General features: G+C 71.0%; 26 protein-coding genes and 2 pseudogenes. 5 read left to right on the top strand and 23 right to left on the bottom strand.

Annotated elements, in window-relative coordinates; translation table 11 throughout:
• The first annotated feature begins 111 nt into the window (after window positions 1–111).
• Window positions 112–1,038: an endonuclease domain-containing protein gene (locus ACQ86M_RS06200; protein WP_431247439.1), complete on the top strand. Its 927-nt coding sequence runs from the start codon at window positions 112–114 to the stop codon at window positions 1,036–1,038.
• Window positions 1,039–1,175: 137 nt separating this feature from the next.
• Here ACQ86M_RS06200 and ACQ86M_RS06195 read toward each other — a convergent pair whose 3' ends face one another.
• Genes ACQ86M_RS06195 through recO form a run of 3 tightly spaced genes read right to left on the bottom strand, consistent with a single transcriptional unit; the run spans window position 1,176 to window position 3,456 of the window.
• Window positions 1,176–1,847: a DsbA family oxidoreductase gene (locus ACQ86M_RS06195; protein WP_431247438.1), complete on the bottom strand. Its 672-nt coding sequence runs from the start codon at window positions 1,845–1,847 to the stop codon at window positions 1,176–1,178.
• Between the two features lie 53 nt (window positions 1,848–1,900).
• Window positions 1,901–2,710, bottom strand: a complete 810-nt coding sequence (locus ACQ86M_RS06190; protein WP_431247437.1) for an isoprenyl transferase — start codon at window positions 2,708–2,710, stop codon at window positions 1,901–1,903.
• On the bottom strand, window positions 2,707–3,456 hold the full coding sequence (gene recO / locus ACQ86M_RS06185) for a DNA repair protein RecO (RefSeq protein WP_431247436.1): 750 nt from the start codon (window positions 3,454–3,456) through the stop codon (window positions 2,707–2,709). The genes ACQ86M_RS06190 and recO overlap by 4 nt, the downstream gene beginning before the upstream one ends.
• 68 nt (window positions 3,457–3,524) lie before the next feature.
• On the opposite strand from recO, the gene ACQ86M_RS06180 reads away from it, so the two are divergent.
• Window positions 3,525–4,271: a trimeric intracellular cation channel family protein gene (locus ACQ86M_RS06180; RefSeq protein WP_431247435.1), complete on the top strand. Its 747-nt coding sequence runs from the start codon at window positions 3,525–3,527 to the stop codon at window positions 4,269–4,271.
• A 109-nt stretch (window positions 4,272–4,380) separates the two neighbouring features.
• Here ACQ86M_RS06180 and leuA read toward each other — a convergent pair whose 3' ends face one another.
• From leuA to dnaJ, 17 genes and pseudogenes are all read right to left on the bottom strand, one after another.
• A complete protein-coding gene (gene leuA / locus ACQ86M_RS06175; protein WP_431247434.1) occupies window positions 4,381–6,153 on the bottom strand; it encodes a 2-isopropylmalate synthase in 1,773 nt (590 codons plus the stop codon).
• A gap of 137 nt (window positions 6,154–6,290) precedes the next feature.
• Window positions 6,291–8,792 carry a bifunctional lysylphosphatidylglycerol flippase/synthetase MprF gene (locus ACQ86M_RS06170; protein WP_431247433.1) on the bottom strand — a complete coding sequence of 834 codons (2,502 nt, stop codon included), beginning with the start codon at window positions 8,790–8,792 and terminating at the stop codon, window positions 6,291–6,293.
• Window positions 8,789–9,169, bottom strand: coding sequence for a hypothetical protein (locus tag ACQ86M_RS06165; RefSeq protein ID WP_431247432.1), 381 nt, complete (start codon window positions 9,167–9,169; stop codon window positions 8,789–8,791). The genes ACQ86M_RS06170 and ACQ86M_RS06165 overlap by 4 nt, the downstream gene beginning before the upstream one ends.
• The gene (locus ACQ86M_RS06160) at window positions 9,079–9,936 is read right to left on the bottom strand and encodes an alpha/beta hydrolase (protein ID WP_431247431.1); all 858 of its coding nucleotides are present in this window, start codon (window positions 9,934–9,936) and stop codon (window positions 9,079–9,081) included. Before ACQ86M_RS06160 ends, ACQ86M_RS06165 begins: the two co-directional genes overlap by 91 nt.
• A gap of 289 nt (window positions 9,937–10,225) precedes the next feature.
• Window positions 10,226–11,512 carry an FtsX-like permease family protein gene (locus ACQ86M_RS06155; protein WP_431247430.1) on the bottom strand — a complete coding sequence of 429 codons (1,287 nt, stop codon included), beginning with the start codon at window positions 11,510–11,512 and terminating at the stop codon, window positions 10,226–10,228.
• Window positions 11,470–11,670: a hypothetical protein gene (locus ACQ86M_RS06150; RefSeq protein WP_431247429.1), complete on the bottom strand. Its 201-nt coding sequence runs from the start codon at window positions 11,668–11,670 to the stop codon at window positions 11,470–11,472. Before ACQ86M_RS06150 ends, ACQ86M_RS06155 begins: the two co-directional genes overlap by 43 nt.
• On the bottom strand, window positions 11,667–12,422 hold the full coding sequence (locus ACQ86M_RS06145; protein WP_431247856.1) for an ABC transporter ATP-binding protein: 756 nt from the start codon (window positions 12,420–12,422) through the stop codon (window positions 11,667–11,669). Before ACQ86M_RS06145 ends, ACQ86M_RS06150 begins: the two co-directional genes overlap by 4 nt.
• A 431-nt stretch (window positions 12,423–12,853) precedes the next feature.
• On the bottom strand, window positions 12,854–13,477 hold the full coding sequence (locus ACQ86M_RS06140) for an acyltransferase family protein (RefSeq protein WP_431247428.1): 624 nt from the start codon (window positions 13,475–13,477) through the stop codon (window positions 12,854–12,856).
• Window positions 13,478–13,614: 137 nt separating this feature from the next.
• The gene (locus ACQ86M_RS06135) at window positions 13,615–14,316 is read right to left on the bottom strand and encodes a response regulator (protein WP_431247427.1); all 702 of its coding nucleotides are present in this window, start codon (window positions 14,314–14,316) and stop codon (window positions 13,615–13,617) included.
• Complete coding sequence (locus tag ACQ86M_RS06130) at window positions 14,313–16,217, bottom strand: sensor histidine kinase (RefSeq protein WP_431247426.1); 1,905 nt, start codon at window positions 16,215–16,217, stop codon at window positions 14,313–14,315. The genes ACQ86M_RS06135 and ACQ86M_RS06130 overlap by 4 nt, the downstream gene beginning before the upstream one ends.
• A gap of 115 nt (window positions 16,218–16,332) precedes the next feature.
• Entirely contained in the window at window positions 16,333–17,226 is an 894-nt protein-coding gene (gene era / locus ACQ86M_RS06125) for a GTPase Era (RefSeq protein ID WP_431247425.1), read from the bottom strand.
• Window positions 17,223–18,623 carry a hemolysin family protein gene (locus ACQ86M_RS06120; RefSeq protein ID WP_431247424.1) on the bottom strand — a complete coding sequence of 467 codons (1,401 nt, stop codon included), beginning with the start codon at window positions 18,621–18,623 and terminating at the stop codon, window positions 17,223–17,225. Before ACQ86M_RS06120 ends, era begins: the two co-directional genes overlap by 4 nt.
• An 8-nt stretch (window positions 18,624–18,631) precedes the next feature.
• Window positions 18,632–19,093: an rRNA maturation RNase YbeY gene (gene ybeY / locus ACQ86M_RS06115; protein WP_431221195.1), complete on the bottom strand. Its 462-nt coding sequence runs from the start codon at window positions 19,091–19,093 to the stop codon at window positions 18,632–18,634.
• Between the two features lie 29 nt (window positions 19,094–19,122).
• Entirely contained in the window at window positions 19,123–20,211 is a 1,089-nt protein-coding gene (locus ACQ86M_RS06110) for a PhoH family protein (RefSeq protein ID WP_431221194.1), read from the bottom strand.
• Window positions 20,198–20,554 (bottom strand): histidine triad nucleotide-binding protein, encoded by a 357-nt coding sequence (locus ACQ86M_RS06105; protein WP_431221193.1) that lies wholly within the window; start codon window positions 20,552–20,554, stop codon window positions 20,198–20,200. The genes ACQ86M_RS06110 and ACQ86M_RS06105 overlap by 14 nt, the downstream gene beginning before the upstream one ends.
• Window positions 20,555–20,735: 181 nt before the next feature.
• Window positions 20,736–21,463 (bottom strand): annotated as a pseudogene (locus tag ACQ86M_RS06100) (16S rRNA (uracil(1498)-N(3))-methyltransferase).
• A gap of 2 nt (window positions 21,464–21,465) precedes the next feature.
• A pseudogene (gene dnaJ / locus ACQ86M_RS06095) lies at window positions 21,466–22,523 on the bottom strand (molecular chaperone DnaJ).
• Between dnaJ and ACQ86M_RS06090 the strand changes: the two are divergent.
• On the top strand, window positions 22,431–22,622 hold the full coding sequence (locus tag ACQ86M_RS06090; protein ID WP_431247930.1) for a hypothetical protein: 192 nt from the start codon (window positions 22,431–22,433) through the stop codon (window positions 22,620–22,622). The pseudogene dnaJ and the gene ACQ86M_RS06090 sit on opposite strands and share 93 nt — an antisense overlap.
• 6 nt (window positions 22,623–22,628) lie before the next feature.
• Here the strand turns inward: ACQ86M_RS06090 and hrcA are convergent, their stop codons facing one another.
• Complete coding sequence (gene hrcA, locus ACQ86M_RS06085) at window positions 22,629–23,651, bottom strand: heat-inducible transcriptional repressor HrcA (RefSeq protein ID WP_431247423.1); 1,023 nt, start codon at window positions 23,649–23,651, stop codon at window positions 22,629–22,631.
• A gap of 158 nt (window positions 23,652–23,809) precedes the next feature.
• Here hrcA and ACQ86M_RS06080 point away from each other — a divergent pair, with 158 nt between their 5' ends.
• Window positions 23,810–24,334: a DUF4870 domain-containing protein gene (locus ACQ86M_RS06080; protein WP_431247422.1), complete on the top strand. Its 525-nt coding sequence runs from the start codon at window positions 23,810–23,812 to the stop codon at window positions 24,332–24,334.
• A gap of 95 nt (window positions 24,335–24,429) precedes the next feature.
• Window positions 24,430–24,813 (top strand): DUF4870 domain-containing protein, encoded by a 384-nt coding sequence (locus ACQ86M_RS06075; protein WP_431247421.1) that lies wholly within the window; start codon window positions 24,430–24,432, stop codon window positions 24,811–24,813.
• Between the two features lie 9 nt (window positions 24,814–24,822).
• Here the strand turns inward: ACQ86M_RS06075 and hemW are convergent, their stop codons facing one another.
• Both hemW and ACQ86M_RS06065 read right to left on the bottom strand, forming a co-directional pair.
• Window positions 24,823–26,058, bottom strand: a complete 1,236-nt coding sequence (hemW, locus tag ACQ86M_RS06070; RefSeq protein ID WP_431247420.1) for a radical SAM family heme chaperone HemW — start codon at window positions 26,056–26,058, stop codon at window positions 24,823–24,825.
• Window positions 26,058–26,705: a DUF1990 family protein gene (locus tag ACQ86M_RS06065; protein WP_431247419.1), complete on the bottom strand. Its 648-nt coding sequence runs from the start codon at window positions 26,703–26,705 to the stop codon at window positions 26,058–26,060. The genes hemW and ACQ86M_RS06065 overlap by 1 nt, the downstream gene beginning before the upstream one ends.
• Between the last annotated feature and the right edge of the window lie 62 nt (window positions 26,706–26,767).

The raw sequence follows: 26,767 nt of genomic DNA, 5'->3' as shown, positions 1-26,767 counted from the left end.
GGGGACGCAACACGCCGTTGTCCCGCGCGCATAACGGCGTGTTGCGTCCCATCGATACAGAGCCTGTGGATAAGCCGGGTTCGCGACTGCGGCGTGCGCCAGGGTGGGACGATGCGCCACCCCGGAGACCTCCCAGCCGTCGCGCGCTCGGGGCCGTTCACGACCTCCGCCGCGCAGCTCGCCGGCGTCAGCCGCTCGCGGTTGCGACGAGACGATCTCGTGGCGCCGTTTCACGGAGTCAGACAGCTCAGCGCCACCCCTCCGACGACGGTGGAGGAACGGTGCCGCGCCTACGCCGAGGTCATGCCGCGGGATGCGTTCTTCAGCCACACGACGGCTGCAGAACTCTATGATCTCCCGGTTCCGCTCTCCGAGCGGGGCAGAATCCATGTCGCCGTGCCTCGTCGCGGTCGGGCCCCTCGGGCGGCCGGGGTCGTTGGGCACCGAGTCACGATCGAGCAGGACGAGGTGCGCCGGCTGCGCGGGCTACCGGTCCCACCACCCGCAGAGGTGTTCTGCGAGCTCGCCGCCACGCTCGGACACGATGCGCTCGTCTGCGCCGGGGACGCCATCCTTCGCCGTCAGGAACCGCTCGCGACGCTCGAGCAACTGCGCGCAGCGGTGCGTGAGGCGGACGGCCGACCGGGCATACGCGTGCTGCGAACGGCGCTGAGCTCGGTTCGCCCGAGAACGGATTCGCCGATGGAGACGACCCTGCGGCTCGCGCTGGTCCGCGCGGGGCTACCTGAGCCGGAGGTGAACCGGCGCATCGATCTCGGGAGCGGTCGCGAGGCGTATCTCGACCTGTCGTATCCCGACATGAGGGTGGCCGTCGAGTACGACGGCGACCATCACCGCACCGACGACCGCCAATTCCACAGGGACGGTGACCGGCTCTGGCAGATCGAATCGCAGGGCTGGCGGGTCAATCCGGGTGAACCGCACCCATATGGCGGACGATGCTCGCGAGGCGGTGCGCCGGGTTCGGCTCGGCCTGGGATCTGTGGGACGCAACACGCCGTGAAGCGCTGCGGATAGCGGCGTGTCGCGACCCATAGGTCACGGGAGGGCGCAGGTGTCGCCGTCGCAGACGGCGGCGGGGGCGCCGAGAGGGATGAGCGACGGGCGCGGGGCGGGCGCCGCAGGGGCGCCGGGCGCCCCGGCCGGCTCCGCGGTCACGCGGTCACCCCGGCGCGCTCCGACCAGACCTGCTCCAGGACCTGGGCGAACGTCTGCGCATCCTGAGCTCCCGAGACGCCGTACTTGCCGTCGATGACGAAGAAGGGGACGCCGTTGATGCCGTACTCGGCGGCGGTCGCCTGGTCGGCGCGCACGTCGTCCAGGTACTGCGACGACTCGAGTGCGGCCAGCGCCTCCGCCCGCGGGAGGCCGACCTCGGCGGCGAGGTCCGCCAGGTCCTCGACGCGGCCGACGTGTCGGCCCTCGACGAAGTAGGCGCGGAACAGACGCTCCGCCAGCTCCAGCTGCCTGCCGTGCGCCCTCGCGAAGTGCAGCAGCTCGTGCGCCTTGACCGTGTTGGTGTGCTTGAGGGCGTCGAAGTCGTAGTCGAGCCCGACGGAGGACGCGATGCCGGTCACGCGCTCCAGCATCTGCTCGACCTGCCCGGCCGGCATGCCCTTGTGGCCGGCGAGGAAGTCGACCTCGCTGCCTTCGAAGTCGACGGGGGTGTCGGGCGACAGCTCGAACGAGTGGTACTCGACCTCGACGCCGCGGTCGTCGCCCGCTTCGGCGAAGAGGCCGCTGCCCGCCTCGAACTTGCGCTTGCCGATGTAGCACCACGGGCACGCGATGTCGGACCAGATGTCGATCTTGATGGGTTCGCTCACCTCAAGGGCAACATCCTGCAGAAGTGCAGTTATTCCGAGGCCGCGCGGCGCGGCTACGACGCCGCCGCCGGCGCATCCACCGCTCCCCCGAACCGGCGGTTGCGCTGCAGGTAGAGCTGCACCGCATCCCACAGGTCGGTCCGCGAGAAGTCGGGCCACAGCGTGTCCAGGAACACCATTTCGGCGTAGGCGCTCTGCCAGAGCAGGAAGTTGCTGGTCCGCTGCTCCCCCGAGCTGCGCACGAACAGATCGACGTCGGGCATGTCGGGGAGGTAGAGGTGGCGCTGGATGGTCTTCTCGCTCACCGCGGACGGCCGCAGCCGCCCGGCGGCCACCTCCGAGGCGATGGTCCGCACGGCGTCGGCGATCTCCGTCCGGCCGCCGTAGTTGACGCACATCGTCAGCGTGAGCACGTCGTTGCCCGCGGTGAGCTGCTCGGCGTACTGGAGCTCCTTGATGACCGACGACCAGAGCCGCGGCTTGCGGCCGGCCCAGCGCACCCGCACGCCCCACTCGTTGAGCTGGTCGCGCCGCCGGTGCAGCACCTCGCGGTTGAAGCCCATCAGGAAGCGCACCTCGTCGGGCGAGCGCTTCCAGTTCTCGGTCGAGAACGCGTAGACGCTGAGGTGCTTGATGCCGGCCTGGATGGCGCCGGCCACCACATCCAGCAGCGCCGCCTCCCCCGCGCGGTGGCCCTCGATCCGGGTGAGACCCTGGCGGTTGGCCCAACGGCCGTTGCCGTCCATGACGATCGCCACGTGCGACGGGACGCCGCCCGCCGGGAACGCGGGCGGGTGCACCCCGGTCCAGTCGAGCGGGCGGTACTCGATCGCGTCCTTGTGCGTGTACGGCTTGGGGCTCATCCACTCGCCTTCTGGTCGGTCGTGTCGTGCTGCACGTGCTGCAGGGAGCGCAGTCCGCGCTCGAGGTGCCACTGGGTGTACGCGGCGACGACGCCGTTCGCGCGGTTGCGCGTCACCTCCGGTGCCGCCTCCGCCGCCTCCCAGTCGCCGGTCAGCAGCGCGCCGAGCAGCGCGATGGTGTCGGCGTCGACCCGCGGCGCGCCCTGCGGTGCGCAGTCGGCGCACACGACGCCGCCGAGCTGCACCACGACCGCGGTGTGCGGTCCGGGCGCGCCGCAGCGCGAGCAGTCCTGGAAGCTCGGCGCCCAGCCCGCGAGCGACAGCGCCCGAAGCAGGTAGGAGTCGAGGGTGAGCCCGGGGCCGTGCTCGCGCCGCGAGAGTGACCGCAAAGCGCCGACGAGCAGGAGGTACTGCTGCAGGGAGGCCTCGGCATCCGTCAGCCGGTCCGCCGCCTCGACCATCGCGTTGGCCGCCGTGTAGCTCGCGTAGTCGTCGGCGATGAGCGCACCGTAGGCGCCGAGGGTCTCGGCCTGGGTGATGACGTCGAGGCTGCGGCCCTCGTAGAGCTGCACGTCGGCGACCATGAACGGCTCCAGGCGCGACCCGAACCGGGACGCCGTGCGCCGCACGCCCTTCGCCACCGCGCGGATCTTGCCGTGCTGGCGGCTGAGCATGGTGACGATGCGGTCGGCTTCCCCCAGCTTGTGGGTGCGGAGCACGACGGCTTCATCACGGTAGACAGGCACACTCCAGTATCCCGCGCTCCGCTGACAGTTCCGCAGATGCGCGCGGACGGCACCCTTAGCATTGGGTGGTGAGCACGACCGCCTTGGCCATCCCGCTGTGGGGCGACCTCATCGCCGTGGGCGTCGGCAGCCTCCAGGGGGCGATGTTCGCCTCCGGCTTCCGCGACCGGCGGCTCGACCTCCTGGGCGTGGCGATCATCGGCGTCGCCACCGGCGTCGGCGGCGGACTCCTGCGCGACATCCTGCTCAACGTCACCCCGGTCGCGCTCCAGTCGAACTGGTACCTGCCGAGCACGGTGGTCGCCGCCCTGCTCGGGATGCTGCTGATCCGGCTGTTCCGGCGGCTGGATCCTGTGATCACCTTCCTGGATGCGCTCACCATCGGCCTGTTCGGCGCCATCGGCGCGAGCAAGGCCCTCGCGCTCGGGCTGCCCGAGGTCCCCGCTGTCTTCGTCGGCGTGGTGTCCGCGGTGGGCGGGTCGATCCTGCGCGACATGCTGCTGAACCTGCCGATCGCCCTGATGCACGTCGGGTCGCTGTACGCGGTCGCGGCGGGCGCCGGAACCATCGTCCTGGTGCTGTTGATCGACCTCGGCCTCCCGCTGACCGTCGCGGCCATCGTCTGCGTCGTGGTGACGCTCGTGATCCGCCTGCTCGCCGTGCGGTTCGGCTGGAGCCTGCCCGAGCAGCGCGAGCTCGGCCGGATCCCGCGGATGCGCTGGCCGCGCTTCACCCGCCGGCAGACGGCCGCGCAGACCACCGAGCGCACCGAGACGGGCGCCATCCCGCGCTACCGCATCGACAAGGGCGACTGACGCACGGAGGAGATTCCGCCGCGACACGCCGCGGGATGCGGAAAACGGAGGCGATCCCGGCCCGGATGGACCGCGGTCGCCTCCGTTTCCGAAGGGCGTGACGCGAGCGTCAGGCCGAGACCAGCTCCTCCGCCGACCGGCCGGCGCCCGACCGCACCGCCCGGTTCACGGCCGAGACGACGGCCTTGAAGGATGCGGTGGTCGTGTCCGCGTCGATGCCGACGCCCCAGCGGCGCTGGCCGTCCACATCCACCTCGACGTACGCGGCCGCCAGGGCGGACTCGCTCGCCGACAGCGTGTGCTGCGAGTAGTCGTACAGGTGGGCGTCGACGCCGTGCTGATGCAGGATGTCGAAGAACGCCGCGATCGGGCCGTTGCCCTCGCCGGTGGCCTTCGAGACGGTGTCGCCGTCGCGCAGCGTCACCGTGAGCACCACGTGCTCGCCGGTCTCGTTCGAGGTCGTCGTGCTGCCCAGCTCGAAGCGGCCCCACTTTGCGTCCGGGTCGTCCGTGGGCGCCGGCAGGTACTCGTCCTGGAACACCGCCCAGATCTGGTCGCTGGTGACCTCGCCGCCCTCGGCATCCGTCTTGGCCTGCACGACGCCCGAGAACTCGATCTGCAGCTTGCGCGGCAGGTCGAGCGAGTGGTCGCTCTTCAGCAGGTACGCGACGCCGCCCTTGCCGGACTGCGAGTTGACCCGGATGACCGCCTCGTAGCTGCGGCCCAGGTCCTTCGGGTCGATCGGCAGGTACGGCACCGCCCAGACGAGGTCGTCGACGGACACGTCCTGCTCGGCGGCGCGCGCCTCCATCGCCTCGAAGCCCTTCTTGATGGCGTCCTGGTGCGACCCGCTGAACGCGGTGAAGACCAGGTCGCCGCCCCACGGGCTGCGCTCGCCGACCGGCAGCTGGTTGCAGTGCTCGACCGTGCGCTTGATCTGGTCGATGTCGCTGAAGTCGATCTGCGGGTCGATGCCCTGCGTGAACAGGTTGACGCCCAGGGTGACCAGGTCGACGTTTCCGGTGCGCTCGCCGTTGCCGAACAGGCAGCCCTCGATGCGGTCCGCGCCGGCCATGTAGCCCAGCTCGGCCGCCGCGACCGCGGTGCCGCGGTCGTTGTGCGGGTGCAGCGACAGGATGACGTTCTCGCGGTGGTTCAGGTGGCGCGACATCCACTCGATCGAGTCGGCGTAGACGTTCGGGGTCGCCATCTCGACGGTGGCGGGCAGGTTGATGATGACCTTGCGCTCCGGCGTCGGCTCGAAGACCTCCAGCACCTGGTTGCAGATGTCGGCGGCGAACTCCAGCTCGGTGCCGGTGTACGACTCGGGCGAGTACTCGTAGTAGATCGTCGTTCCGGGGACCATGTCCTCGAACCGGCGGCACAGCCGCGCACCGCTCAGGGCGATGTCGACGATGCCCTGCTGGTCGGTGCGGAACACCACATCCCGCTGCAGGATGCTCGTGGAGTTGTAGAGGTGCACGATCGCCTGCTTGGCCCCGACCAGCGACTCGTAGGTCCGCTTGATCAGGTGCTCGCGGGACTGCGTCAGCACCTGGATGGTGACGTCGTCGGGGATGGCGTCCTCTTCGATCAGGCTGCGGACGAAGTCGAAGTCGGTCTGGCTCGCCGACGGGAAGCCGACCTCGATCTCCTTGTAGCCCATCCGCACCAGCAGGTCGAACATGATGCGCTTGCGCTCGGGGCTCATCGGGTCGATCAACGCCTGGTTGCCGTCGCGCAGGTCGACGGCGCACCAGCGCGGCGCCTGCGTGATGCGCTTCGACGGCCAGGTGCGGTCCGGCAGGTCGACGCGGATCTGCTCGTGGAACGGACGGTACTTGTGGATCGGCATGGCGCTCGGCGCCTGTGCGTTCTTCATGGTCTTCTCGAATCCTTCACTCGTGTGGTGTGGAGAGCCGACGACGAACTCCGCGACGAGTGAGGCCCGGGATTAGGACTCGTCGCGGCAGCTAAGGAGGAGCAGACCGTACACAGCACCAAGGCTACCACCCCGCGTCACGATCGGCCTCTCACGAAGCCCGCCGCCTGACGCACCGAGAGTTCGGGGAGGTACGCGCGCACCAGTCCGATGCCGATGGCGGGCAGGGCGACCGGGTCCGGGTAGGCCATGATCAGCGGGTGCAGCTCGGGCTGGAACTTCTGCTTGAACTTGAGCAGCGAGCGGAAGCCGTACACCGGCTCGAGCGACGTGCTGAGGTAGCCGAGGAGCCGGTCCATCGTGTCCTTGTCGTCGTCCGGCGTCGCCGCGGTGTGCGCAAGCGGGGCGGCGGAGAGCGACATGAACTCGATGCCGTCGGCCTTCATCCGGGTGGCCGCCTCGGCGATCAGGAACTCCATCACGCCGTTGATGCTGTCGGGGCGGCGGCGCATGAAGTCGAGCGTCCAGCCGACGACGATGCCGTTGCGGTACGTCGGGAGCCAGCTCGTGACGGCCTCGATGCGTCCGTGCTCGGGGCCGTCGCCCTCGTTGACGGCCAGCATGAGCCGCACCTCCGGGTCGCGCAGTTCGTCGAGACCGCCGAGGGTGAAGCCCATCTCGGGGAGGTCCTTCTCGGCCACCCACTGCTCCGAGATGTCCGAGAGCTGCACGGCGGCGGTCAGCGGGAGGGCCGCGTAGGTCGTCCACTCCGAGCGGATGCCGGCCCGCTGGGCGCGGTTGATGGAGGAGCGCACGTCCTGCCACTTCTTGCCCGTGGTGGCCCAGAGCTGCGGGCGGATGAGGGTCTCCTCCGCCACCGTCATGGTGGACCAGCCGAGGCGCTCGAACAGGCCGGTGTAGTGCGCGTCGACGCTGTAGAACACGGGGATCCAGCCATTGTCGTCGCAGAACCGGGCGAAGCCCTGGATGGCGCCGTCATGCGGGCCCGGCGCGCCGAACGGGCCTCCCGTGGTGAGGGCGACGCGGCCCTCGACGCGGTAGGCGATGGCGCCGCCGCCGACCGGGTCGAACCAGTACGAATTGCCGGGCCAGGTCGACATGAACGAGATCGCGTCGCCGCCGCCGCGGTGGAGCAGCTCGCGGACGCGCGCCGGCTCCCCGGTCCCTCGCCGGCCGAGGCCGCGACCGAGCATCGCCGGCACGGCCCCGATGATGGCGACGAGCCAGAACACCGTCCCGATGTTGTGGTAGACGATCGTCGCCAGCGGGGTCGTCGGCAGGTACTGCAGCGGTTCGCGGCGCAGGAAGCTGACCGGGACGAAACGCTCCAGCACATCCGCCAGCAGGTCCCCGATGTCGATCGGCCGGGTGAAGCCGGTGTCCTTCTGCAGCCAGCCGACGAGCACGTACAGCCCGACCAGGCCGAGCCCGGTCGCGATGACGAGGATGACGTAGCGCCGCACCGCCTGCGCCGACGGCATCACGGTGAAGTGGCGCCGGAACACGATGAGCAGCACCGCCATGGCGAGCGGCAGCAGCGTCGAGAGCGCCAGGATGGCGGTGATCTCCCAGTAGCGCGGCGAGACGGACGGCCGGGCCGAGGCGATCGGGAGGATGCCGTAGTACAGCGCCGAGAGCAGGGCGAGGAGGCCGTTCACCGCCACGGCGAGCCAGACCGCGAATCGGCGGCCGCGGAGCAGCCCGTACGCCGCGACCAGCAGCAGGAGGAGCGGGAGGACCGACAGCAGCACGGGGCCGAGGCCGTTGATGCGCTCCAGAGTGAGGTCGCGGACGCACTGCCGCGTGACCGCGAACGCCTGGCAGCGCTCGACGACGGAACTGGCGCTCGGCGCCTCGTTGCTGAACAGCAGGCCGATCGGCGACAGCATCCCGTACCGGGTCGACCCGAGCAGGCCGATGACCGGGCCGAGCGCCGAGATCGTGACCGCCGAGGCGAGCAGCACCCGGACTTCGTGGTGAGAGCTGCGGAGCCAGTCGCCGACGATCTTCCGCTGCCGCAGCAGCGGTCCGAGCGCGAGACCGGTCAGCACCGCGAGCAGCCGGTAGAGGTCGGACGGGAGGCCCGAGTAGAGCACGTACATGATCGCGACGAGCAGGGTGATCACACGGATGCGGCGCCGCCACAGCGTGCCGGCGAAGGCGCTCGCCGTCATGATCGTGCCGCCGATCCCCGTGAACACGTCGAGCACGAGCAGGCCGTGCACGTTGCGCGCCCACAGTTCGCCGATGTCATTCGCGAGCACCTGCACGGTCGCGCCCACCACGATCCCGACGGCCGCCGTGCCGAAGAAGGCGAGGACGGTGCGCCAGGTGCCCATCAGGCGCTCGGACGCGCCGACCAGCGCGACCGTGAGGATGAGGACCACGATCAGCTCGAGCAGGTCGTCGGTGAAGAGCACCGCCGTGAAGGGCGACCACCAGTGACCGTCCGCCAACTGCACCGCGCCCGCGCCGAGCCAGCCGCGCAGCGGGCGATGCGGACCGCGGATCGGCCCGGTGGCGAGGGCGAGCACCAGGACGAGCACCGTCAGCACGGCGGTGAACGGATGCTGCGCGATCAGCCGTCCTGTCCGCGCCGCCAGGGCCTTCACGTTCACGAGCCGAGCCCGAACTGCTCCGCGATACGCGGGAAGCCGTGCGCGAGCACGTAGCGGACGGTCTTCCAGTCGTGCGCGGTGCCCGGCGAGCTGAGCAGCTCGGCGTGCACGCCGGCGGCCGACGCGTCACGGAACAGTTGGCGGGCGAAGCCCGAGTACTTGGCGTCGTTCGCGCCGGCGCCGAAGATCATCACCGAGTCGCGGTAGGGCGCGTGGGCCTTCAGCAGCGCAGGCGCCTGCGCCTTCTCGTACGCGGCCTTCGACCCGCCGAATCCCGTGCTGATGGTCAGTACCTCGTTCCCCAGTGTCGGACCGAGTTCGCTCGAGGATGCCAGTGCCGAGCCGTACAGGTCGGGCCGGCCGCTCGCGAACTGCACCGCGCAGGTCGCGCCCTGCGAATATCCGAACACCCCCATCCTGCCGGATCGCTGCTCACACGGAAGTGGGATCGCACCCAATTGCGGACATCCGTGTTCAGGTACGTGGCCGACCGTCCGTAGGCGCGCGAGTCGACGCACATGGGGTTGCGACCCGGACCGCCGAGCTGGTCGGGTGCGACAACGATCGGGGCGTACCCGCCGTGCTTCGCCGCGTACGCGTCCATCGTCGCGGCGACTCCCCCGGCCGTGAACATGTCGGCGGGGGCGCCCGGCTGGCCGGAGAGCGCATAGAGCACCGGCAGCGCGGGCGGATTCGGGGTGAGGGCGATCGGCGGCAGGTAGACGACCGCCTTCCGGGCCGGGAACCGCGACACGGTGGCGGGGATGCGGACGGTACCGACCGAGCCTTTGGCGGGAACTGCCGCGGCCGGGGCTCCTGCCGGGTCCGCGACCGTCGCCCGCCAGTTCGTCCCGGCGACGACTTCGCCGTGCTCACCGTGTGGCTGCAGCGCCTTGTACGGAACGACGCCGAGGGCGTCGTTGAGGTTGCGGTACGCGCCGAAGTCCACGTTGATGCCGCAGAAGGCCGCGGCGAGGAACACCGGGATGCTCACCACGGCGATGACCTTGCGCCACCAGCGGGAGCGGAACAGGTTCGCGACGGCCAGGCTCACGGCGCCGAATCCGAGCGCCGTCCACAGCGTGGTCACCGGGGTGAGGGCCACGCCGAAGAGGTCGAGCACGTCCGTGCACAGCCAGACCACGAACCAGCCCGCGAGGCCGCCGAGCAGGGCCGCGGTGAGCCCGGCGAGCGTCCGCTTCCAGGTCGGGCGGATCAGCAGGTACAGCGCGAGGGCCGCAGCGAGGAGGTCGAGCGCGATGAGGAACGGCGGCTTGTCGATCCTCAGGGTCAGCAGCCAGTTCAGGGCGGGTCCTCTCGGCGGTCGGTCGGGTGGTTGCGCGACGTCGACAGGAGTCGGGCACCCTCATTATTCAGCGTCCAGTTCACCGGAAGCTGAGGCTCTGTGAGAGTTCAGCCAACATCCAGGCGGGTCACTCCACCGCCAGAGCCTCCACCGGCGAGACGCGGGTCGCGCGGCGGGTGGGGGCCAGGGCGGCCAGCGCGGCGAGGACGGCCGCCGCGGTGACGATGGCGACCAGGAACGGCCACGGCAGGACGGGCGCGAGGAGGCCGCCGCCGGGGATGGTGCCGAGCAGGGACTGCGCGCCGATCCACCCGTAGGCCGTCCCGAGCGCCAGCCCGGTGAGCACCGAGGCGACCGTCAACTGAGCGCTCTCGGCGAGGATCATCCGGCGCACCTGCGGAGCGCTGAACCCGAGCGCGCGCAGGAGGCCCAGCTCGCGGCCACGCTGCAGCACGCTCAGCGAGAGCGTGTTCACCACACCGCACGCGGCGATGACGGCGGAGAAGCCGACCAGCACGGTGAAGACGGCGAGCGTGCCGCCGATGACCTGCTCGGCGCCGGCGTACATCCCCGGCTCCTTCGCCGCGGCCTGGCGGATCAGCTGCAGCCAGGTCGAGGCGGCGACCACGAACATGGTGATGAGCGTCACGCCGATCACCAGCCCGATCGCCGTGCGGGAGCTGCGTTCGGGGTTGCGCACGGCGTTAGCCGCCGCCAGCCGGCCCGCCGCGCCCCGGCCGAAGGCCAGTCCGACGAAGCGGAGCACCGACGGCAGGAAGAACGGCGCACCCAGCACGATCCCGGTGAAGGACAGGATGCCGCCGGCCATGGCGACCAGCACGCCGAACGACGCCAGGGAGGCGAGGGCGGCTCCCAGCTGGGCGCCCACGCCGATGCCGAGCAGCAGACCGGCCGCGAGCAGCACTGAGCCCGCGATGAGGAGCGCCAGCGACACGGCGCCGCGCCCGCGGCTGCGGACCGCCTGCGCCGGCCGCTCCTGGGCCGCGCCGAGCGCCTGCACCGGCGTGACGGAGAGAACGCGACGGCTGCCGATCCAGGCGGCGAGCCAGGTGGTCAGCACGACCACGACCGCCGGCGGGATCATGGATGCGCTGAGCACCGGATACTGCGCCTCCGGCAGGACTCCCGCGAGGACGAGCAGCCGCACCGCGAGCAACGACAGGGCGCCGGCCCCGGCGCCGCCGATCGCCGCTCCGATCAGCCCGACGGCGAGCCCCTCCGAGGCGACGGATCGGCGCTGGGTGCGGGCGCTCGATCCGATCAGCCGGAGGAGGGCGATCGTCCGGGTGCGCCCGGCGATCACCGTCGCGAAGGTGTTGGTGGTGACGATGGCGCCGACGTACACGGCGATCACGAAGAAGATTCCGGCGACGACCGCCAGTGCCACCCGCACGCGGCCGTGCTCCCCATCGACGAGGCGCCGATGTACGCGCCCAGCACGTTGACGCCGCCGACGAGCGCGACGCCGAAGGCGGAGCTGAGCGCCGCCACGAGGATGCCGGCGCGGTGGTCGCGGGCGTTCGCCCGGAACGCCGAGAACGGGCGGCTCACGCGCGCGGCTCCATCCTGAGCATGAAGGACGAGATCTCCTCCGCGGAGGACTGCGGGCGTTCGGCGACGATCCGGCCGTCGGCGAGGAAGACGATGTGGTCGGCGAAGCTCGCGGCGACCGGGTCGTGGGTGACCATGGCGATGCTCTGGCCGAAGCTGCGCGCCGCCTCCTGAAGAACGGCGAGCACCTCGCGGCCGGTGCGGGAGTCCAGGTTGCCCGTCGGCTCGTCGGCGAAGACCAGGTCGGGCCGGGTGGCGAGGGCGCGCACGATCGCCGCGCGCTGCTGCTGGCCGCCGGACAGCTCGTGCGGGCGGTGCGTGAGCCGGTCGCGCAGGCCCAGCGTGTCGATCAGGTGATCCACCCACTCGGACTGCTCGCGGGTCGGCGTGCGGCCGTCCAGCTCGAACGGGAGCAGGATGTTGCCGAGCACGTCGAGCGTCGGCACCAGGTTGAACGACTGGAAGACGAACCCGACGCGGCGGCGGCGCAGCAGCGTGAGCTCGGCATCCCCGAGGTGGGTGATCTCGGTGTCGCCGAGGAAGACGCGACCGGTGGTGACCGAGTCGAGGCCGGCCATGACGTGCATCAGCGTGGACTTGCCGGAGCCGCTCGGCCCCATGATGGCGGTGAAGCGGCCGGCCGGGATGCCGACGGTGACGTCGTCGAGGGCGTTGACGCGGCCCGCGCCGCTGCCGTAGGTCTTCGTGGCCGCTTCGACGCGCGCCACCGTTCCGGTGAGAGTGAGCTCCATGCCCTCAACGCTAGGGAGCGGCGCCGGCGGGCGGATCGGGCGCTGGACCCATCCTGTGTCCTCCCTGAGGATGACTGCGAGCGGTTTCGGGGCCCGCCCGGGCCGCCACTGCGGGGCGCCCGTGAGGAGCAGGGATGCCGGAGTGAGGTGGACGGACAGCGCAAGCACCCACGGCACGACGAGGGCGGTGACGAAGACCAGCGCGGACGGTGGTTCGCCGGCGACCCGCCACGCCTGGATGACGACCGCGTGGCTGAGGACGACCATCAGCGACGGGACGGCCAGGCGCGAGACGGCGCGGCCGAGCTGGCCGTTCAGCCGCACGGACAGGCGTTCGGCGAGCAGCACCAGCCCCGCGCAGATCGCGAACGAGACGACGACGGTCGCCACGGGCATCCCGGTGTCGGCCTTCTTCAGGTCGACCGGGGCGATCACCCGCGTCCCGACCGCTGCCAGCCCGGCCACCACGAGGAGCGCGCCCGTCGTCGTCGGGTACGGGATGCGGTGCCGGTGCTGCGCCAGCAGCCGGCCCCCAGAACGAAGGCGAGGCATGCCACGGCTGTGCCGGCCGACAGCGGCACCTCCTGCAACGGGACCCGGAACGCCCACAGCGATACGAGCGCGGCCAGCGGCACACACCACTGCAGCCACCTGGGAAGGCGCTCCAGAAGGCGCGCGAGCACGGCGGCCACGAACAGGGCAGTGACGAACCAGAAGGCGGCGAACGGCCCGCCGAGCGCCGTCCCGCCCCGGAGTGCGCTCTCGGGCGGGAAGGACGCCTGGCCGCGCAGCAGCACGTCCGCGACCGGCGGCGACATGACGATCGCCAACCAAGCCGCATACGGCAGCAGCAGGCTGAGCGCCCGTCGTCGCACCTCGTCGGCGACGCTTCGGCCGGGCGTCCACAGGTGACCCGTCAACACGAAGAACAGCGGGACATGCCAGGCGAAGAGCACATCGCGGAGCGGATCGGCGCCGAAGGTGTGCGCATACACGACGGCGGTCACCCCCAGCACCCGCAGCGCGTCCACGCCCGCCGACCGGGACCTGCTCATCCGCCGCTCCATCCGCCGCGCGAGCCCGCGGGCGTGCGAGCCGCGCCGGGCGACGTGCCGGGTGGCCCGTCACTGATACAGACGGAGTGGGGGCCGGACGGATGATCCCGACCGCCGGCCTATGAAAGCATCGCGTGCTATTCGGCGGCGGTGAGGCCGTGCTCGAACGCGTAGACGACCATCTGCACGCGGTCGCGCAGGCCGAGCTTGGCGAGGATGCGCGAGATGTGCGTCTTGACGGTCGCCTCGCTGAGGAACTCCGACCCCGCGATCTCGGCGTTGCTGAGGCCACGGGCGGCGAGCACGAAGATCTCGCGCTCGCGCGCGGTCAGCGAGCCGAACTCGGCCGGTTCGTCACGGGCGGGCTGCGAGGCGGAGAAGTACTCGAACAGCTCCCGTGTCGCGCCGGCCGCGATGACCGCGCTTCCCGCGTGGACCGTCCGGATCGCCGCGAGCAGGAACTCCGGCTCCGCATCCTTGAGCACGAACCCGCTGGCCCCGCCGCGGATCGCGCGTGCGGCCGCCTCGTCGAGGTCGAACGTGGTCAGCACCACGATCCGGGGCGGCGTGCGCCCGGCGCGTTCGGCGTCCGCGATGATCGCGCTGGTCGCGGCGATCCCGTCCATCACCGGCATGCGGATGTCCATCAGCACGACGTCGGGACGGGCCTCCGCGGCGAGACGGACCCCCTCCTCGCCGTTGCCCGCCTCGCCGGCGAACTCGAGGTCTTCCTGGGAGCCGAGCAGCATGCGCACCCCGGCACGGAACAGCGGCTGATCGTCGACCAGCAGCACACGGATGCGCGTCGCCGTCGCCTCGCCGCTCGCGCCGCCGCTCACGCCGCCGCCCCCGGCAGGAACGCGGTCACCACGAAGTCTCCGTCATGCGGACCGGCCGTCAGCGACCCGCCGGCGAGGGAGGCGCGCTCGCGCATCCCTGGGAGGCCGTGGCCGATGCGGGGCTGCGCTCCGGTCGCGGTGGGTTCGACGGTCGTGTCTCTCATGGTGTTCCTCACGGTGATGACGAGTCCGGGCACGCGTCCGGCACCCCGGTCGGCGGGGGCCTCGGCGAGCAGGACGGATGCGGGCCGGCTGGTGTCGCCGTGCCTCAGGGCATTGGTGAGCGCCTCCTGCACGATGCGGAAGGCCGCGAGCTGCTGAGCCGATCCCAATGACTTCACCGCGCCGCTCCGTTCCAGCGTCACGGGCAGTCCGGCCGAGCGGATGTGCTCCACGGTCTGGTCGAGGTCGGCGAGCGACGGCTGCGGACCGTCGTGTGTGCCGGGCGGCCGGAGCGGGTCGGCGGGATGCGACTGCCGCAGCTCCGCGAGCAGCACCCGCACGTCGCCGAGAGCGGATCGCGCGGTGGATGCGATGGTCGCGAGCGCCTCGTCCACCGCGTCCGGGTCGGAGTGGCGCGCGTACCGGGCGCCGTCCGCCTGGGCGATGACGACGGCCAGCGAGTGCGCCACCACGTCGTGCATGTCGCGGGCGATGCGGGTGCGCTCCTGCTCCACCACGACGTCCTCGACCGCCCGATCGCGATCGAGCTCCGCCTCGGCGCGGGCCCGGCGCGCACTCCGCGCGTTGCGCCAGGTGCGCACGAGCAGGCCGAGCACCCAGCTCAGGCCGAGGACGGTGACACTGACGACGAACAGGAACGCGAACTGCAGCGCCACGCTGGCGATCGCGCTGGAGAGGAGGTTGTAGTACCCCTGGGCGACCGCCGCGGTGACCGTGAGGTAGAGCGCGGCGACCAGGGCCCCGAGGCCGGCGGAGATGAGACCGGCCGCGCGGACGATCCGGTCGCCGTAGGCCGCGGTGGCGTACAGCACGATCAGCACACCCAGGTTGCTGACCAGGATGCTGTGACCGGTCGTCATCTGCAGCACCGCCGCGAGCCAGGCGATCGACAGCGCGACGGCGGGCGACATGCGGCGCAGCGCGACGGCGACCGCGAAGGCGGTGAGCACGACGAACGCCGCGCGGTCCTGCTCCCCCACGATGAGGCAGAACACCTCGAACGAGACGGCGCCGAGGATGTCGGCGGTCAGCTGGGTGCGGGTGAGGCGGCGGACCAGCTGCGCGCGGTCGGCGTCGTCCTCGGTGACCTCCGTTCCCCCGCTGGACGCCAGCCAGACCAGCACCGACGGACCGGAGCCGCCGATCGCGTCCCCTCCTGCAGCAGGTGCCCCTCCGGTCTGCGCCGCGCGCTGGCGGGCGACGAGGAAGCCGAGCAACCACCCGGCGACGAAGATCACGGCGAGCAGGAGGCTCATCAGCAGGAAGCCGACTCCCTGGCTCGTGTAGTACCCGCTGATGACCGGGCCGAACTGGGGGAACTTGACGTCGCCGCGCACCGTGAACAGGAACGCCAGGGCCGGGGCGAACAGGAGCGCGGACGCGAAGTCGACCCAGCGGAGCACCCGGCCGCCGTGCGCAGCGACCCCGATCAGAGCGGTGACGACGGCGATCGCCGCGATGACGCGGAACGCCCCGCCCTGCGACTCCTGCTCCGTCAGCTCGAGCAGCACCGCCACCCAGACGAGCCCGAGCGCGACCGCCGGCAGCGTGCGCGACAGGGCGACCGCGCCGCAGTAGAAGACCAGGGCGAGCGCTGCTGCGATGTCGAAGGGCAGGCCGGTCACGAACCACCCCGCGAACAGCGCGACCGCCAGCGCGGGCTCGAGCACCCAGCGGTGCGGCGCGAGCGCGCTCAGGAGGTGGCGGCGGGAGGGCATGCTTCTACCGTAGGGTCCGCCCACGGGGGTTGGCGTCTCCCTCCACAGGAATCATCCTCGGGATGTACGGGCGACAGGCGGTTGTGGAGAACCGCTTCAGGTCAGGACGCCCGGGTCAGAACCCCAGGCGCCCGAGCTGCTTCGGGTCGCGCTGCCAGTCCTTCGCGACCTTCACCCGGATCGACAGGAAGACGTGACGCCCGAGCAGTTCCTCGATCGGCTTGCGGGCGGTCGCACCGACGTCGCGGATGCGGCTGCCGCCCTTCCCGATGACGATCGCCTTCTGGCTGTCGCGCTCGACGAACAGGTTGGCGTAGACCTCCACCAGGTCCTTGTCGTCGCGCTCCACGATGTCGTCGATCGTGACGGCCAGCGAGTGCGGCAGCTCGTCTTCGACGCCCTCCAGCACGGCCTCGCGGATGAGCTCCGAGATGCGGTCCTCGAGCCCCTCGTCGGTGGTCGCCTCCTCCGGGTACAGCGGCGCGGGCGACATCGGCAGCAGCTTCATCAGCTCCGAAGTCAGCGTCTCCAGCTGGATGCGGCTGGTCGCCGAGACCGGCACGATGGCCTCCCACTCGCGCAGCGCCGAGACGGCGAGCAGCTGCTCGGCGACCTGCGCCTTGCCCGTGGCGTCGACCTTCGTCACGATGGCGACCTTCTTGGCGCGGGGGTAGTCGTCCAGCTGCTCGTTGATGAAGCGGTCGCCCGGGCCGATCTTCTCGTCGGCCGGCACGCAGAATCCGATCACATCCACATCGCCCAGGGTCGACTGCACGAGCGTGTTGAGCCGCTCGCCGAGCAGCGTGCGCGGCCGGTGGATGCCCGGGGTGTCGACCAGGATGAGCTGGCCGTCCTTCTGGTGCACGATCCCGCGGATCGCGCGGCGGGTCGTCTGCGGCTTCGAGCTCGTGATGGCGACCTTCTCGCCGACGAGGGCGTTGGTCAGGGTCGACTTGCCCACGTTGGGGCGGCCGACGAACGAGACGAATCCGGCGTGGTACTCGGTCACGATCTGCTCTCCTGGGTGGTGTGGCGTTCGGCGCGGTGGTCGCCGCGGCGGTCGTGGCTGCGCCGCTCGGCGCCGTGCTTGTCGGGGCGGTCCTCGTCGGCGGGCATCGGCACCTCCTGGCCGTCGGGCTCGGGCAGCAGCGCCACATCCCGCTCGACCAGCACGGTCGCGACGTGCTTGTGGCGGCCCTCGATGCGGTCCACGGTGAAGCTCAGGCCGTGCACGGTGACCGTCGATCCGACCTCGGGCAGCCGGCCGAGCGCCTTCGTGACGAGGCCGCCGACGCTGTCGACGTCCTCCTCCTCGATCTCGGTGTCGAAGAGCTCCGCCAGGTCGTCGATCGGCAGCCGGGTCGCGATGCGGTAGCGTCCCTCCCCGAGCGGCTGGATGAGCGCCACCTCGTGGTCGTACTCGTCCGAGATGTCGCCGACCAACTCCTCGATGAGGTCCTCCAGCGTGACGAGCCCGGCGATGCCGCCGTACTCGTCCACGACCATCGCCAGGTGGTTCGACTCGCGCTGCATCTGCGCCAGCAGCGCGTCGGCCTTCTGCGACTCGGGCACGAACAGTGCGGGACGGGCGAGCTCGCGCACGGTCAGCTCCTCCGCACCCAGCGGCCGTTCGAAGCTCAGCTTGGCCGCGTCCCGCAGGTACAGGATGCCGAGCACCTCGTCCGGGTCGCCGCCGTCGATGACGGGCACGCGCGAGACGCCGGTCGAGAAGAACAACCCCATGGCCGTGCCGAGCCCGGCCGTCGCGTCGATGGTGATCATGTCGGTGCGCGGGATCATCACCTCGCGCACCACCGTCTCGTTGAACTCGAAGATCGAGTGGATGAGCTCCCGGTCGTCCTCTTCGAGTACGTCGAACTCGGTCGCCTCGTCGACGATCGAGAGCAGCTGCTCCTCGCTCGTCACCGGTGCCGAGCGGGCGCGGGACGGCGTGACCCGGTTGCCGACGGCGACCAGGCCGCCCGGGATGGGCCCGAGCACCACGCGCACGAAGCGCACCACCGGCGCGGCAAGGCGCAGCAGCACCGTCGAGTTCGCGCGGCCGACGCTGCGCGGGCTGACGCCGACGAGCACGAACGAGACGGCCGTCATGATGAGCGCGGCGAGGATGAGGGAGACCCACCACTCCTCGAAGATCTGCTGGAAGGCGAGAGTCACCAGCACGGCCGCGGTGGTCTCGGCGAGGAGACGCGTGAAGCTGACCGCGTTGAGGTATGCGCCCGGGTCCTCCGCGATGGCGCGCAGCGACTTCTTGGCGCGCGACGTCTCGGCGAGATCGGCGATGTCGGCGCGCGACTGCACCGCGAGAGCCGCGTCGACGGCGGCCATCAGACCGCCGAAGGCCACCAGCAGGAACGCGACGACGAAGAAGAGCGCCTGCAGCATCCCGGCCCCTATCGCTGTCGGTCGTAGCGGGCGAAGCCGACGAGGATGTCGCGCTGGATCGCGAACATCTCGCGCTCCTCCGCCGGCTCGGCGTGGTCGAAGCCGAGGAGGTGCAGGATGCCGTGCGTGGTGAGCAGGAGCAGCTCGTCCATCAGGGTGTGGCCGGCCGTCTCGGCCTGCACCTGCGCCACCTGCGGGCAGAGCACCACGTCGCCGAGCAGGCCCGCGGGCGACGGCTCCTCCTCGGTGCCGGGGCGGAGCTCGTCCATCGGGAAGCTCAGGACGTCCGTCGGGCCGGGCTCGTCCATCCACTGCACGTGCAGCTGCTCCATGGCGGCCTCGTCGACGAGCACGATCGCCAGCTCGGCGTCCGGGTGCACGTGCAGGATGTCGAAGGCATAGGTGGCCAGCCGCTGCAGGGCGGCCTCGTCCACCTGGATGGTCGACTCGTTGTTGATCTCGATGCTCACTGCGGCCCTATCGTCGCTCTCGTGCCGTGCTATCGGCGCTTCGGGAGGTGGTCGCGCGGACTGCCGCCGCGGCGCTCGGCGCGGTTGGCGAACTCGGCCGCCTGCTCACGCTCGTAGTGCCGGGCCTGCTGCCGCGCGTCGTACTCGGTGTAGGCGTCGACGATGCGGCCGACGAGGCTGTGCCGCACGACGTCTTCGCTGGTGAGGCGGGCGAAGTGGATGTCGTCGATGTCGTTCAGCACGCGCGTCACGAGCCGTAGGCCGCTGGCCGCATTCGGCAGGTCGACCTGGGTGATGTCGCCGGTGACGACCATCTTGGAGTTGAAGCCCAGACGCGTGAGGAACATCTTCATCTGCTCCGGCGTCGTGTTCTGCGCCTCGTCGAGGATGATGAACGAGTCGTTCAGCGTGCGGCCGCGCATGTAGGCGAGCGGCGCGACCTCGATGGTGCCGGCCGCGAGCAGCTTCGGCACCAGATCCGGGTCGAGCATCTCGTTGAGCGCGTCGTACAGCGGGCGCAGGTACGGGTCGATCTTGTCCGTCAGCGTGCCGGGCAGGTAGCCCAGACGCTCTCCGGCCTCGACGGCCGGGCGGGTCAGGATGATGCGGGTGACCTCTTTGCGCTGCAGCGCCTGCACGGCCTTCGCCATCGCGAGGTAGGTCTTGCCGGTTCCGGCGGGGCCGATCCCGAACACGATCGTGTTGTGGTCGATCGCGTCGACGTACTGGCTCTGGCCGAGCGTCTTGGGGCGGATGCTCTTGCCACGGGCGGTGAGGATGGCCTGGCCCAGCACATCCGACGGGCTCAGGTTGAGGTCCGTGCCCAGCATCCGGGCGGAACTCGTCACCTCGGCGGGCGAGAGGTCCTGGCCGTTGCGCACCATCTGCAGCAGCTCCTCGACGAGGCGCTGCGCCGCGGCGACCTGCGTCTCGTCGCCGCTGAGGGTGATCTCGTTGCCGCGCACGTGCACGTTCACCAGGGGGTACTGCCGCTCGAGGGTGGTCAGCAGGCGGTCCTGCGGCCCGAGCAGCCGCACCATCTGGACGCCGTCGACGCTCAGGCGCGCTTCGGCGCCCGACTCCCCCGCGTTCGGCTGGGTCGATTCAGAGCTGGGCAAGTGATCCTTCCTGGAGGTCGCCGCTGAGGACGTGTGCGTGGACGTGGAACACGGTCTGGCCCGCGCCCGCGCCCGTGTTGAAGATGAGGCGGAAGTCGCCGTCGGAGTGCTCGTCGGCGAGGTGCTTCGCGGTGGCCACCAACTCGGCCAGGAGTTCCGGATCGCCGGCGGCGAGTTCCGTCACGTCGCGGTACTGCTCCGTCTTGGGCACGACGAGCAGGTGCACCGGCGCCTTCGGCGCGATGTCGCGGAAGGCGATGATCCGCTCGCCGTCGTAGACGACGTCGGCCGGGATCTCGCCCGCGATGATCCGGGCGAAGATCGAACGCTCCTGCTCTGCCATGTCCTCCATCCTATTCGCCCCCGCCGACACGCCGCCGGGTATCCGCTCTCGGCGTGACACGTCGGTGCCGCGCCCCCACTCCTTCCGCACCCGCCGGGATTCGTCACGAATGGTCGCTATGCGCGAGGGAGAGCGACCATTCGTGACGAATCCCGCGGCGTCGGGGCGGGGGCGGCGCGGATTACCAGCGGCCGAGGGAGGCGTTCAGGATCGCGAGGGCGGCCGGGCCGGCGGTGGAGGTGCGGAGCACCGTGTCGCCGAGGCGGACGAGCTCCGCGCCGGCAGCGCGGAAGGCGTCGAGCTCCTGCGGCGCGATGCCGCCCTCGGGTCCGACGACGAGCACGATGTCGCGGCCGTCCGGCGCGATACCGGTCAGCGGCGCGGACGCGTCCGGCTCGAGCACCAGCACCCGGGCGTCCGCCGTCAGCGCCGCGACCTGCTTCGTCGCGGCCAGCTCCCCGACCGACGGCGTCCAGGCGCGGATGGACTGCTTGGCCGCCTCGCGCACGATGGTCGCCCAGCGCTCGCGGCCCTTGGCGACCTTGGCGCCCTCCCACCGGGAGACCGAGCGCGACGCGGCCCACGGCACCACCGCATCCACACCGAGCTCCGTCGCCGCCTGGATCGCCAGCTCGTCGCGGTCGCCCTTCGCCAGCGCCTGCACCAGCGTGATCGCCGGCGCGGGTCGCGGGACGCGCGAGACCGCCTCCACGTCGATCGTCAGTTCGGCGTTCGTCGCGACCAGCACCTCGCCGGACGCCACCAGCCCGCGGCCGTTGCCGATCAGCACGGACTCCCCGGCCGCGTCCGGTTCACGGTCGCGGCGTGCTTCGCCTCGGGACCGGTCAGCGACAGGCGGGCGCCGACGTCGACGTCCTCCAGGTCCTCCCGCAGGTAGAGCGACGCCATCGCTACAGGTTGAGGAACCGGTCGCGCAGCTTGGCGAAGAGGCCCTGCTGGAAGTGCGCCAGCGTCGGCTGCGAGTGCTTGTAGCTGGAGGCGAACTTCTTGATGAGCTCCTTCTCCTTGTGGTCGAGCTTCGTCGGAGTGACCACCTGGATGCCGACCCGCAGGTCGCCGCGGCCCGTGCCGCGGAGGTGCGTGATGCCGCGGTCCTTCACGGTGACGATGTCGGCGGACTGAGTCCCGGGCTTCAGCTCCAGGCGGATGTCGCCGTCGAGCGCCTTCACGGTCGCGGTCGTGCCGAGGATGGCATCCGTCATCGAAAGCTCGAGCGTGCAGAGCAGGTCGTCGCCGTCGCGGCTGAAGACCTCGTGGTGCTTGACCTTGATCTCGAGGTAGAGGTCGCCGTTCGGGCCGCCCGCGGGGCCGGCCTCGCCGCTGCCGGGCATCTGCAGGCGCAGGCCCGTGTCGACGCCGGCGGGGATGTCGACCGGAACGGTGCGGCGGGCGCGGACGCGGCCCTGGCCCTGGCAGGTGACGCACGGCGTCGCGATGACCGTGCCGTAGCCGCGGCAGGTGCCGCAGGGACTGGAGGTCATCACGTTGCCGAGCAGCGACCGGACCGAGCGCTGGATGCTGCCGGTGCCGTGACAGATGTCGCAGGTGACCGGCTGGGTGCCCGGCTGGCAGCACGAGCCGTTGCAGGTCTCGCAGACGACCGCCGTGTCGACCTCGAGGTCGCGGTGGGTGCCGAAGACGACCTCGTCGAGGTCGATCTCCACCCGGAGCAGGGCGTCCTGACCGCGCTCGCGGCGGGAACGCGGCCCACGGGACGCTCCCCGCCTCCGCCGAAGAACGTCTCGAAGATGTCGCTGAAGCCGGCGAAGTCGGCCCCGCCCGCGCCGCCGAAACCGCCCGAGCCGCCCAGGTCGTACTGCTGGCGCTGCTGCGGGTCGCTGAGGACGTCGTACGCGTGCGTGACGAGCTTGAAGCGCTCCTGCGCCTCGGCGCTCGGGTTCACATCCGGGTGCAGCTCGCGCGCCAGCCGGCGGTACGCCTTCTTGATCTCGTCGGGGCTGGCGTCTCGCTCGACGCCGAGGACTTCGTAGTGGTCGGCCACGTGGGGCTGTTCCTTACTTCTTGTCGTTCGCTGTGGAGGGGCTGACGGCGGTCACTGATCGCCGAGCAGCCGGGAGAGGTAGCGGGCGACGGCGCGGACGGCCGCCATGTTGCCCGAGTAGTCCATGCGGAGCGGACCGAGGAGGCCCACGCGGGCCACATCCGCTCCTGCCGCACTGTAACCGCTGGAGAGGACGGATGCTTCCGTCAGGCCGAACCCGGCGTTCTCGCGGCCGATGCTGACGGCGACGCCGTGCTGGTCGGTCGCCATCTCGTCGAACAGCCGGAGCAGCACCACCTGCTCCTCGATCGCCTCCAGCACCGGGGTGATGGTGCTGGGGAAGTCGAGCTCGGTGCGCACCAGGTTGGCCGCGCCCGCCATGACGAGCTTCTCCTGCCGGTTCGCGGCGATCTGATCGAGCAGCGCGCCCGCCACCGGCTCGACCAGCGCGCGCGTGCGGTCGGTGAGGGCGGCCGGGAGGTCGCGCAGGCGGGCGGTCGCCTCGCTGAGGGTCAGGCCGGCCGCGGCTCCGTTGATCGCGCCGCGGATCTCGGCCACATCCTCATCGCTCAGCTCGGCGGCCAGCTCGATGACGCGCTGCTCGACCGCTCCGGAGTCGGTGATGAGCACGCTGAGGAGGCGGCGCGGCGACAGCGCGACGAGTTCGATGTGCCGGATGCGCGAGCGCGCCACCGACGGGTACTGCACCAGGGCGACCTGGTTGGTGAGCTGCGACAGGAGGCGCACGGTGCGCGACAGCACGTCGTCGAGGTCGACGGACTGGCCGAGGAACGTCTCGATCGCCGTCCGCTGCGCCGAGGTGAGCGGACGCATCTCGGCCAGGTGGTCGACGAACAGCCGGTAGCCCTTGTCGGTGGGGACGCGGCCGGAGGACGTGTGCGGGGCCGCGATGAGCTCCTCCTCCTCCAGCAGCGCCATGTCGTTGCGGATGGTCGCTGCCGACACGCCGAAGGAGTGCCGCTCGACGATGCTCTTCGAGCCGACCGGCTCGCGCGACGCCACGTAATCCTGCACGATGACGCGCAACACCTCGAGGCTGCGTTCCGAGACCATTCCCGCCTCCCGTCGATCCGTTAGCACTCCGTCTTCCTGAGTGCCAATCCTACCGCGGAGAAACGCCCTGAGGATGATTGCTGCCTGTGACACGGCCGCAGTACCGTATGTGCACCGGTTCGAGGATGCCTCGCAACCGATCACGAAAGGGTTCCGCCATGTCAGACCCGAACCAGCCCGCCGACCCGGCCGGGGGCGTCCCCCCGCAGCAGCCCGGCGGCGTCCCGCCGCAGCAGCCCTACGGCAACGTCCCGCCCCAGCAGCCCTACGCCCAGCCCGCAGGGGCCCCGCCCGCCGGCGGACAGCCGTACGGCACCGGCGCCGCCCCGCTCGACGCCGCGCAGGACAAGCAGTGGGCGTCGTTCGCGCACCTCGGCGGCATCCTCTGGATCCTGCCCTCTCTCATCATCTGGCTCGTGTTCAAGGACCGCGGCCGCCTCACCGACCAGGAGGCGAAGGAAGCCCTCAACTGGCAGATCACCTGGATCCTCGCGTGGGTGGCGTCGCAGATCATCGGGATCATCATCGGCAGCTTCACCTACGGCATCGGCTACCTGCTCTTCGGACTGCTGATCCCGTGGGCGCTGTACATCGTGAACCTGGTGTTCTCGATCCTCGGATTCGTCCGGGTGAACAGCGGCGGCACGTACCGGTACCCGGTGAACTTCCGGTTCATCAAGTAACCCGCGTGTTCAGGCTCTTTTCAGCCTCGGGCCCTGCGCCCTAGGCTGGGGGCCGAACACGTCCACCCCTGTCCGACACAGAGGAGAACCGCACCATGTCCGCGACACCCCCGCCGCCTCCGCCGCAGCAGCCCTACGGCGGAGGCTCGCCGCAGCTCAGCCCGGCCGACGAGAAGCTCTGGGCGACCCTCGTGCAGGTCGGCGGGATCCTGTTCAGCTGGATCCCCGCGCTGATCGGCTATCTGGTGCTCAAGGACCGCGGTCCGTTCGTGCGCGCGCACACCGCGACCGCGCTGAACTTCCAGATCACGATCTTCATCGCCTACGTCGTCGGCGGCATCCTGTCGATCGTGGTGGTCGGCATCTTCATCATCATCGCCGCGTGGGTGCTCAACATCGTGTTCAGCATCATCGCGGCGGTGAAGGCCAACCAGGGCGAGTACTACACGTACCCGGTCGCGATCAAGTTCGTCAGCTAGGCGAACGGCCTAGGCGGCTTCGTCCGCCAGCAGCCGGCGCACGACCGCTTCGGCCAGGAGTCGCCCCCGCAGGGTCAGCACGACCGACCCGCGGAGGGCGGCTCTGCCGTCGATGAGGCCGTCGGCGATGAGGGCGGGCACCTCGCGGCGGCCCGCGTCACCCAGCTCGGTCGTACGCACGCCCTCCCGGATGCGGCTGAGCAGCAGAACCCGCTCCACGTGACGGGTCTCTGCGTCGAGCGTCTCGCGCCCGGCCGCGGGAGACTCGCCGGCGAGCACGCGTTGGGCGTAGGCCGCCGGATGCTTCACGTTCCACCAGCGGACGCCGCCGATGTGACTGTGCGCGCCGGGTCCGACGCCCCACCAGTCGTGCCCCAGCCAGTAGGCGAGGTTGTGGCGCGAGCGATGCGCCGCATCCGTGGCCCAGTTGCTGACCTCGTACCAGTCGTAGCCGGCGTCGGCGAGCCGCTGATCGGCCAGCTCGTACATGTCGGCCTCGAGGTCGTCGTCCGGCTCCGGCACCTGCGCGGAGCGGATCTGCCGTGCGAGCTTCGTTCCCGCCTCGACGATCAACGCGTAGGCGGAGAGGTGGTCGGGCTCGCACGCCAGCGCGGTGTCGAGGCTGCGCGACCAGTCCTCGAGCGACTCCCCCGGCGTTCCGTAGATGAGGTCGAGGCTCACCTGCAGCCCGGCCTCCCGCGCCCAGCCCACCACGAGCGGGATGCGCGCCGGGTCGTGCGTGCGCTCCAGCGTCTCGAGCACGTGCGGGACGGCGGACTGCATCCCGAACGACACCCGCGTGAAGCCGGCGTCGGCGAGTCGGCGCAGGTCGTCCGCATCCACCGAGTCCGGGTTCGCCTCGGTCGTGACCTCGGCGCCGTCGGCGAGACCCCATGCGTCGCGGACGGCCCCGAGCATCGTGGCGAGGTCGCCCGGCGGCAGCAGCGTCGGCGTGCCGCCCCCGAAGAACACCGTCGACACCGGGCGGTGCGGGAGGCCGCTGCCGCGCAGGACGCCGGCGGCGAACTCCACCTCGCGCACGGCGTGGCCTGCGTAGTCGGACTGCGAGACGCCGCGCAGCTCGGTCGCGGTGTAGGTGTTGAAATCGCAGTAGCCGCAGCGCACCCGGCAGAAGGGCACGTGCAGGTAGACGCCGAAGTCGCGGGACTGCGCAGCGTCGGCGGCGGTCGCGGGCAGCAGGCCGTCGACCGGCGCCGGGTCGCCGAGGGGAAGGACGCTCGGCATCAGGCGGAGCTCGCGGGGTGGAGCGCGCGGAGGTACTTCGCGGTGTAGCGGCGCTGCACGGCCGCGAGCACGGGCGACACGATCCGGTAGAACGCGTTGGACGGCCGCGAGAGCGCGCGCAGGACGAACCACACCGTTCCGTCGTCGTGCTGCTCGACGAGGAACAGCTCCTCGCCGCTCTCGGGATGCCCGTGCAGGGTGCCGTAGGCGAAGCCGCGACGGTGCGGCTCGTCGATGACGTACACCACACGGATCGGCGCGGACACGCGGAACGGACCGAACGGGATCTTCAGCACCGCGGTCATCCCGTTGCGCACGAACGGCGTGCCGTCGTCGGCGAACACGTCCTCCTCGGGACGGTTGGCGCGCATCCGCATCGGCGTGCCGTCCGGGCCGAACTCGACCCCCTCGTACTGCACGCCCGTGCCCTCGGTGACGTCGGTCACCTGGATGCCGCTGCCCTTCTGCACGCCCCACGCCATCAGCGCGGTGGCGGCGGTCTCGAACCGCTCATCGCCGCTGCCCAGCCGGATGCTGCGCTCGAGCGGCTTGTAGCCCTTCGGCGGGTAGTACAGCAGATCGGCCGCGTGGGTGGCGCCGACCGCCCCGTACGTGACGGGTTGGTCGGTGAAGGTCGAGCGCCGCATGTATTCATCTTCCGCTATGGGGCGGGGGTTCGCGAAACGGGGTCTGCCGCCCCGTCCGGTCG

The organism is Leifsonia xyli subsp. cynodontis, from assembly GCF_050632205.1.
In the GTDB taxonomy this organism is placed as follows: domain Bacteria; phylum Actinomycetota; class Actinomycetes; order Actinomycetales; family Microbacteriaceae; genus Leifsonia; species Leifsonia xyli_D.
Note: the sequence above shows the minus strand (reverse complement) of the source record. Positions and strands in the feature narration are given on the sequence as shown.

Bases quoted from the DNA above. Each gene is read 5' to 3' on its own strand.
- ACQ86M_RS06200 (WP_431247439.1), top strand. From the start codon at position 112: ATGCGCCACCCCGGAGACCTCCCAGCCGTCGCGCGCTCGGGGCCGTTC.
- ACQ86M_RS06190 (WP_431247437.1), bottom strand. From the start codon at position 2,710: ATGAGCCCCAAGCCGTACACGCACAAGGACGCGATCGAGTACCGCCCG.
- leuA (WP_431247434.1), bottom strand. From the start codon at position 6,153: ATGAAGAACGCACAGGCGCCGAGCGCCATGCCGATCCACAAGTACCGT.
- ACQ86M_RS06145 (WP_431247856.1), bottom strand. From the start codon at position 12,422: ATGGAGCTCACTCTCACCGGAACGGTGGCGCGCGTCGAAGCGGCCACG.
- ACQ86M_RS06140 (WP_431247428.1), bottom strand. From the start codon at position 13,477: ATGAGCAGGTCCCGGTCGGCGGGCGTGGACGCGCTGCGGGTGCTGGGG.
- ACQ86M_RS06130 (WP_431247426.1), bottom strand. From the start codon at position 16,217: ATGCCCTCCCGCCGCCACCTCCTGAGCGCGCTCGCGCCGCACCGCTGG.
- ACQ86M_RS06120 (WP_431247424.1), bottom strand. From the start codon at position 18,623: ATGCTGCAGGCGCTCTTCTTCGTCGTCGCGTTCCTGCTGGTGGCCTTC.
- ACQ86M_RS06105 (WP_431221193.1), bottom strand. From the start codon at position 20,554: ATGGCAGAGCAGGAGCGTTCGATCTTCGCCCGGATCATCGCGGGCGAG.
- hrcA (WP_431247423.1), bottom strand. From the start codon at position 23,651: ATGGTCTCGGAACGCAGCCTCGAGGTGTTGCGCGTCATCGTGCAGGAT.
- ACQ86M_RS06080 (WP_431247422.1), top strand. From the start codon at position 23,810: ATGTCAGACCCGAACCAGCCCGCCGACCCGGCCGGGGGCGTCCCCCCG.
- ACQ86M_RS06075 (WP_431247421.1), top strand. From the start codon at position 24,430: ATGTCCGCGACACCCCCGCCGCCTCCGCCGCAGCAGCCCTACGGCGGA.
- hemW (WP_431247420.1), bottom strand. From the start codon at position 26,058: ATGCCGAGCGTCCTTCCCCTCGGCGACCCGGCGCCGGTCGACGGCCTG.
- ACQ86M_RS06065 (WP_431247419.1), bottom strand. From the start codon at position 26,705: ATGCGGCGCTCGACCTTCACCGACCAACCCGTCACGTACGGGGCGGTC.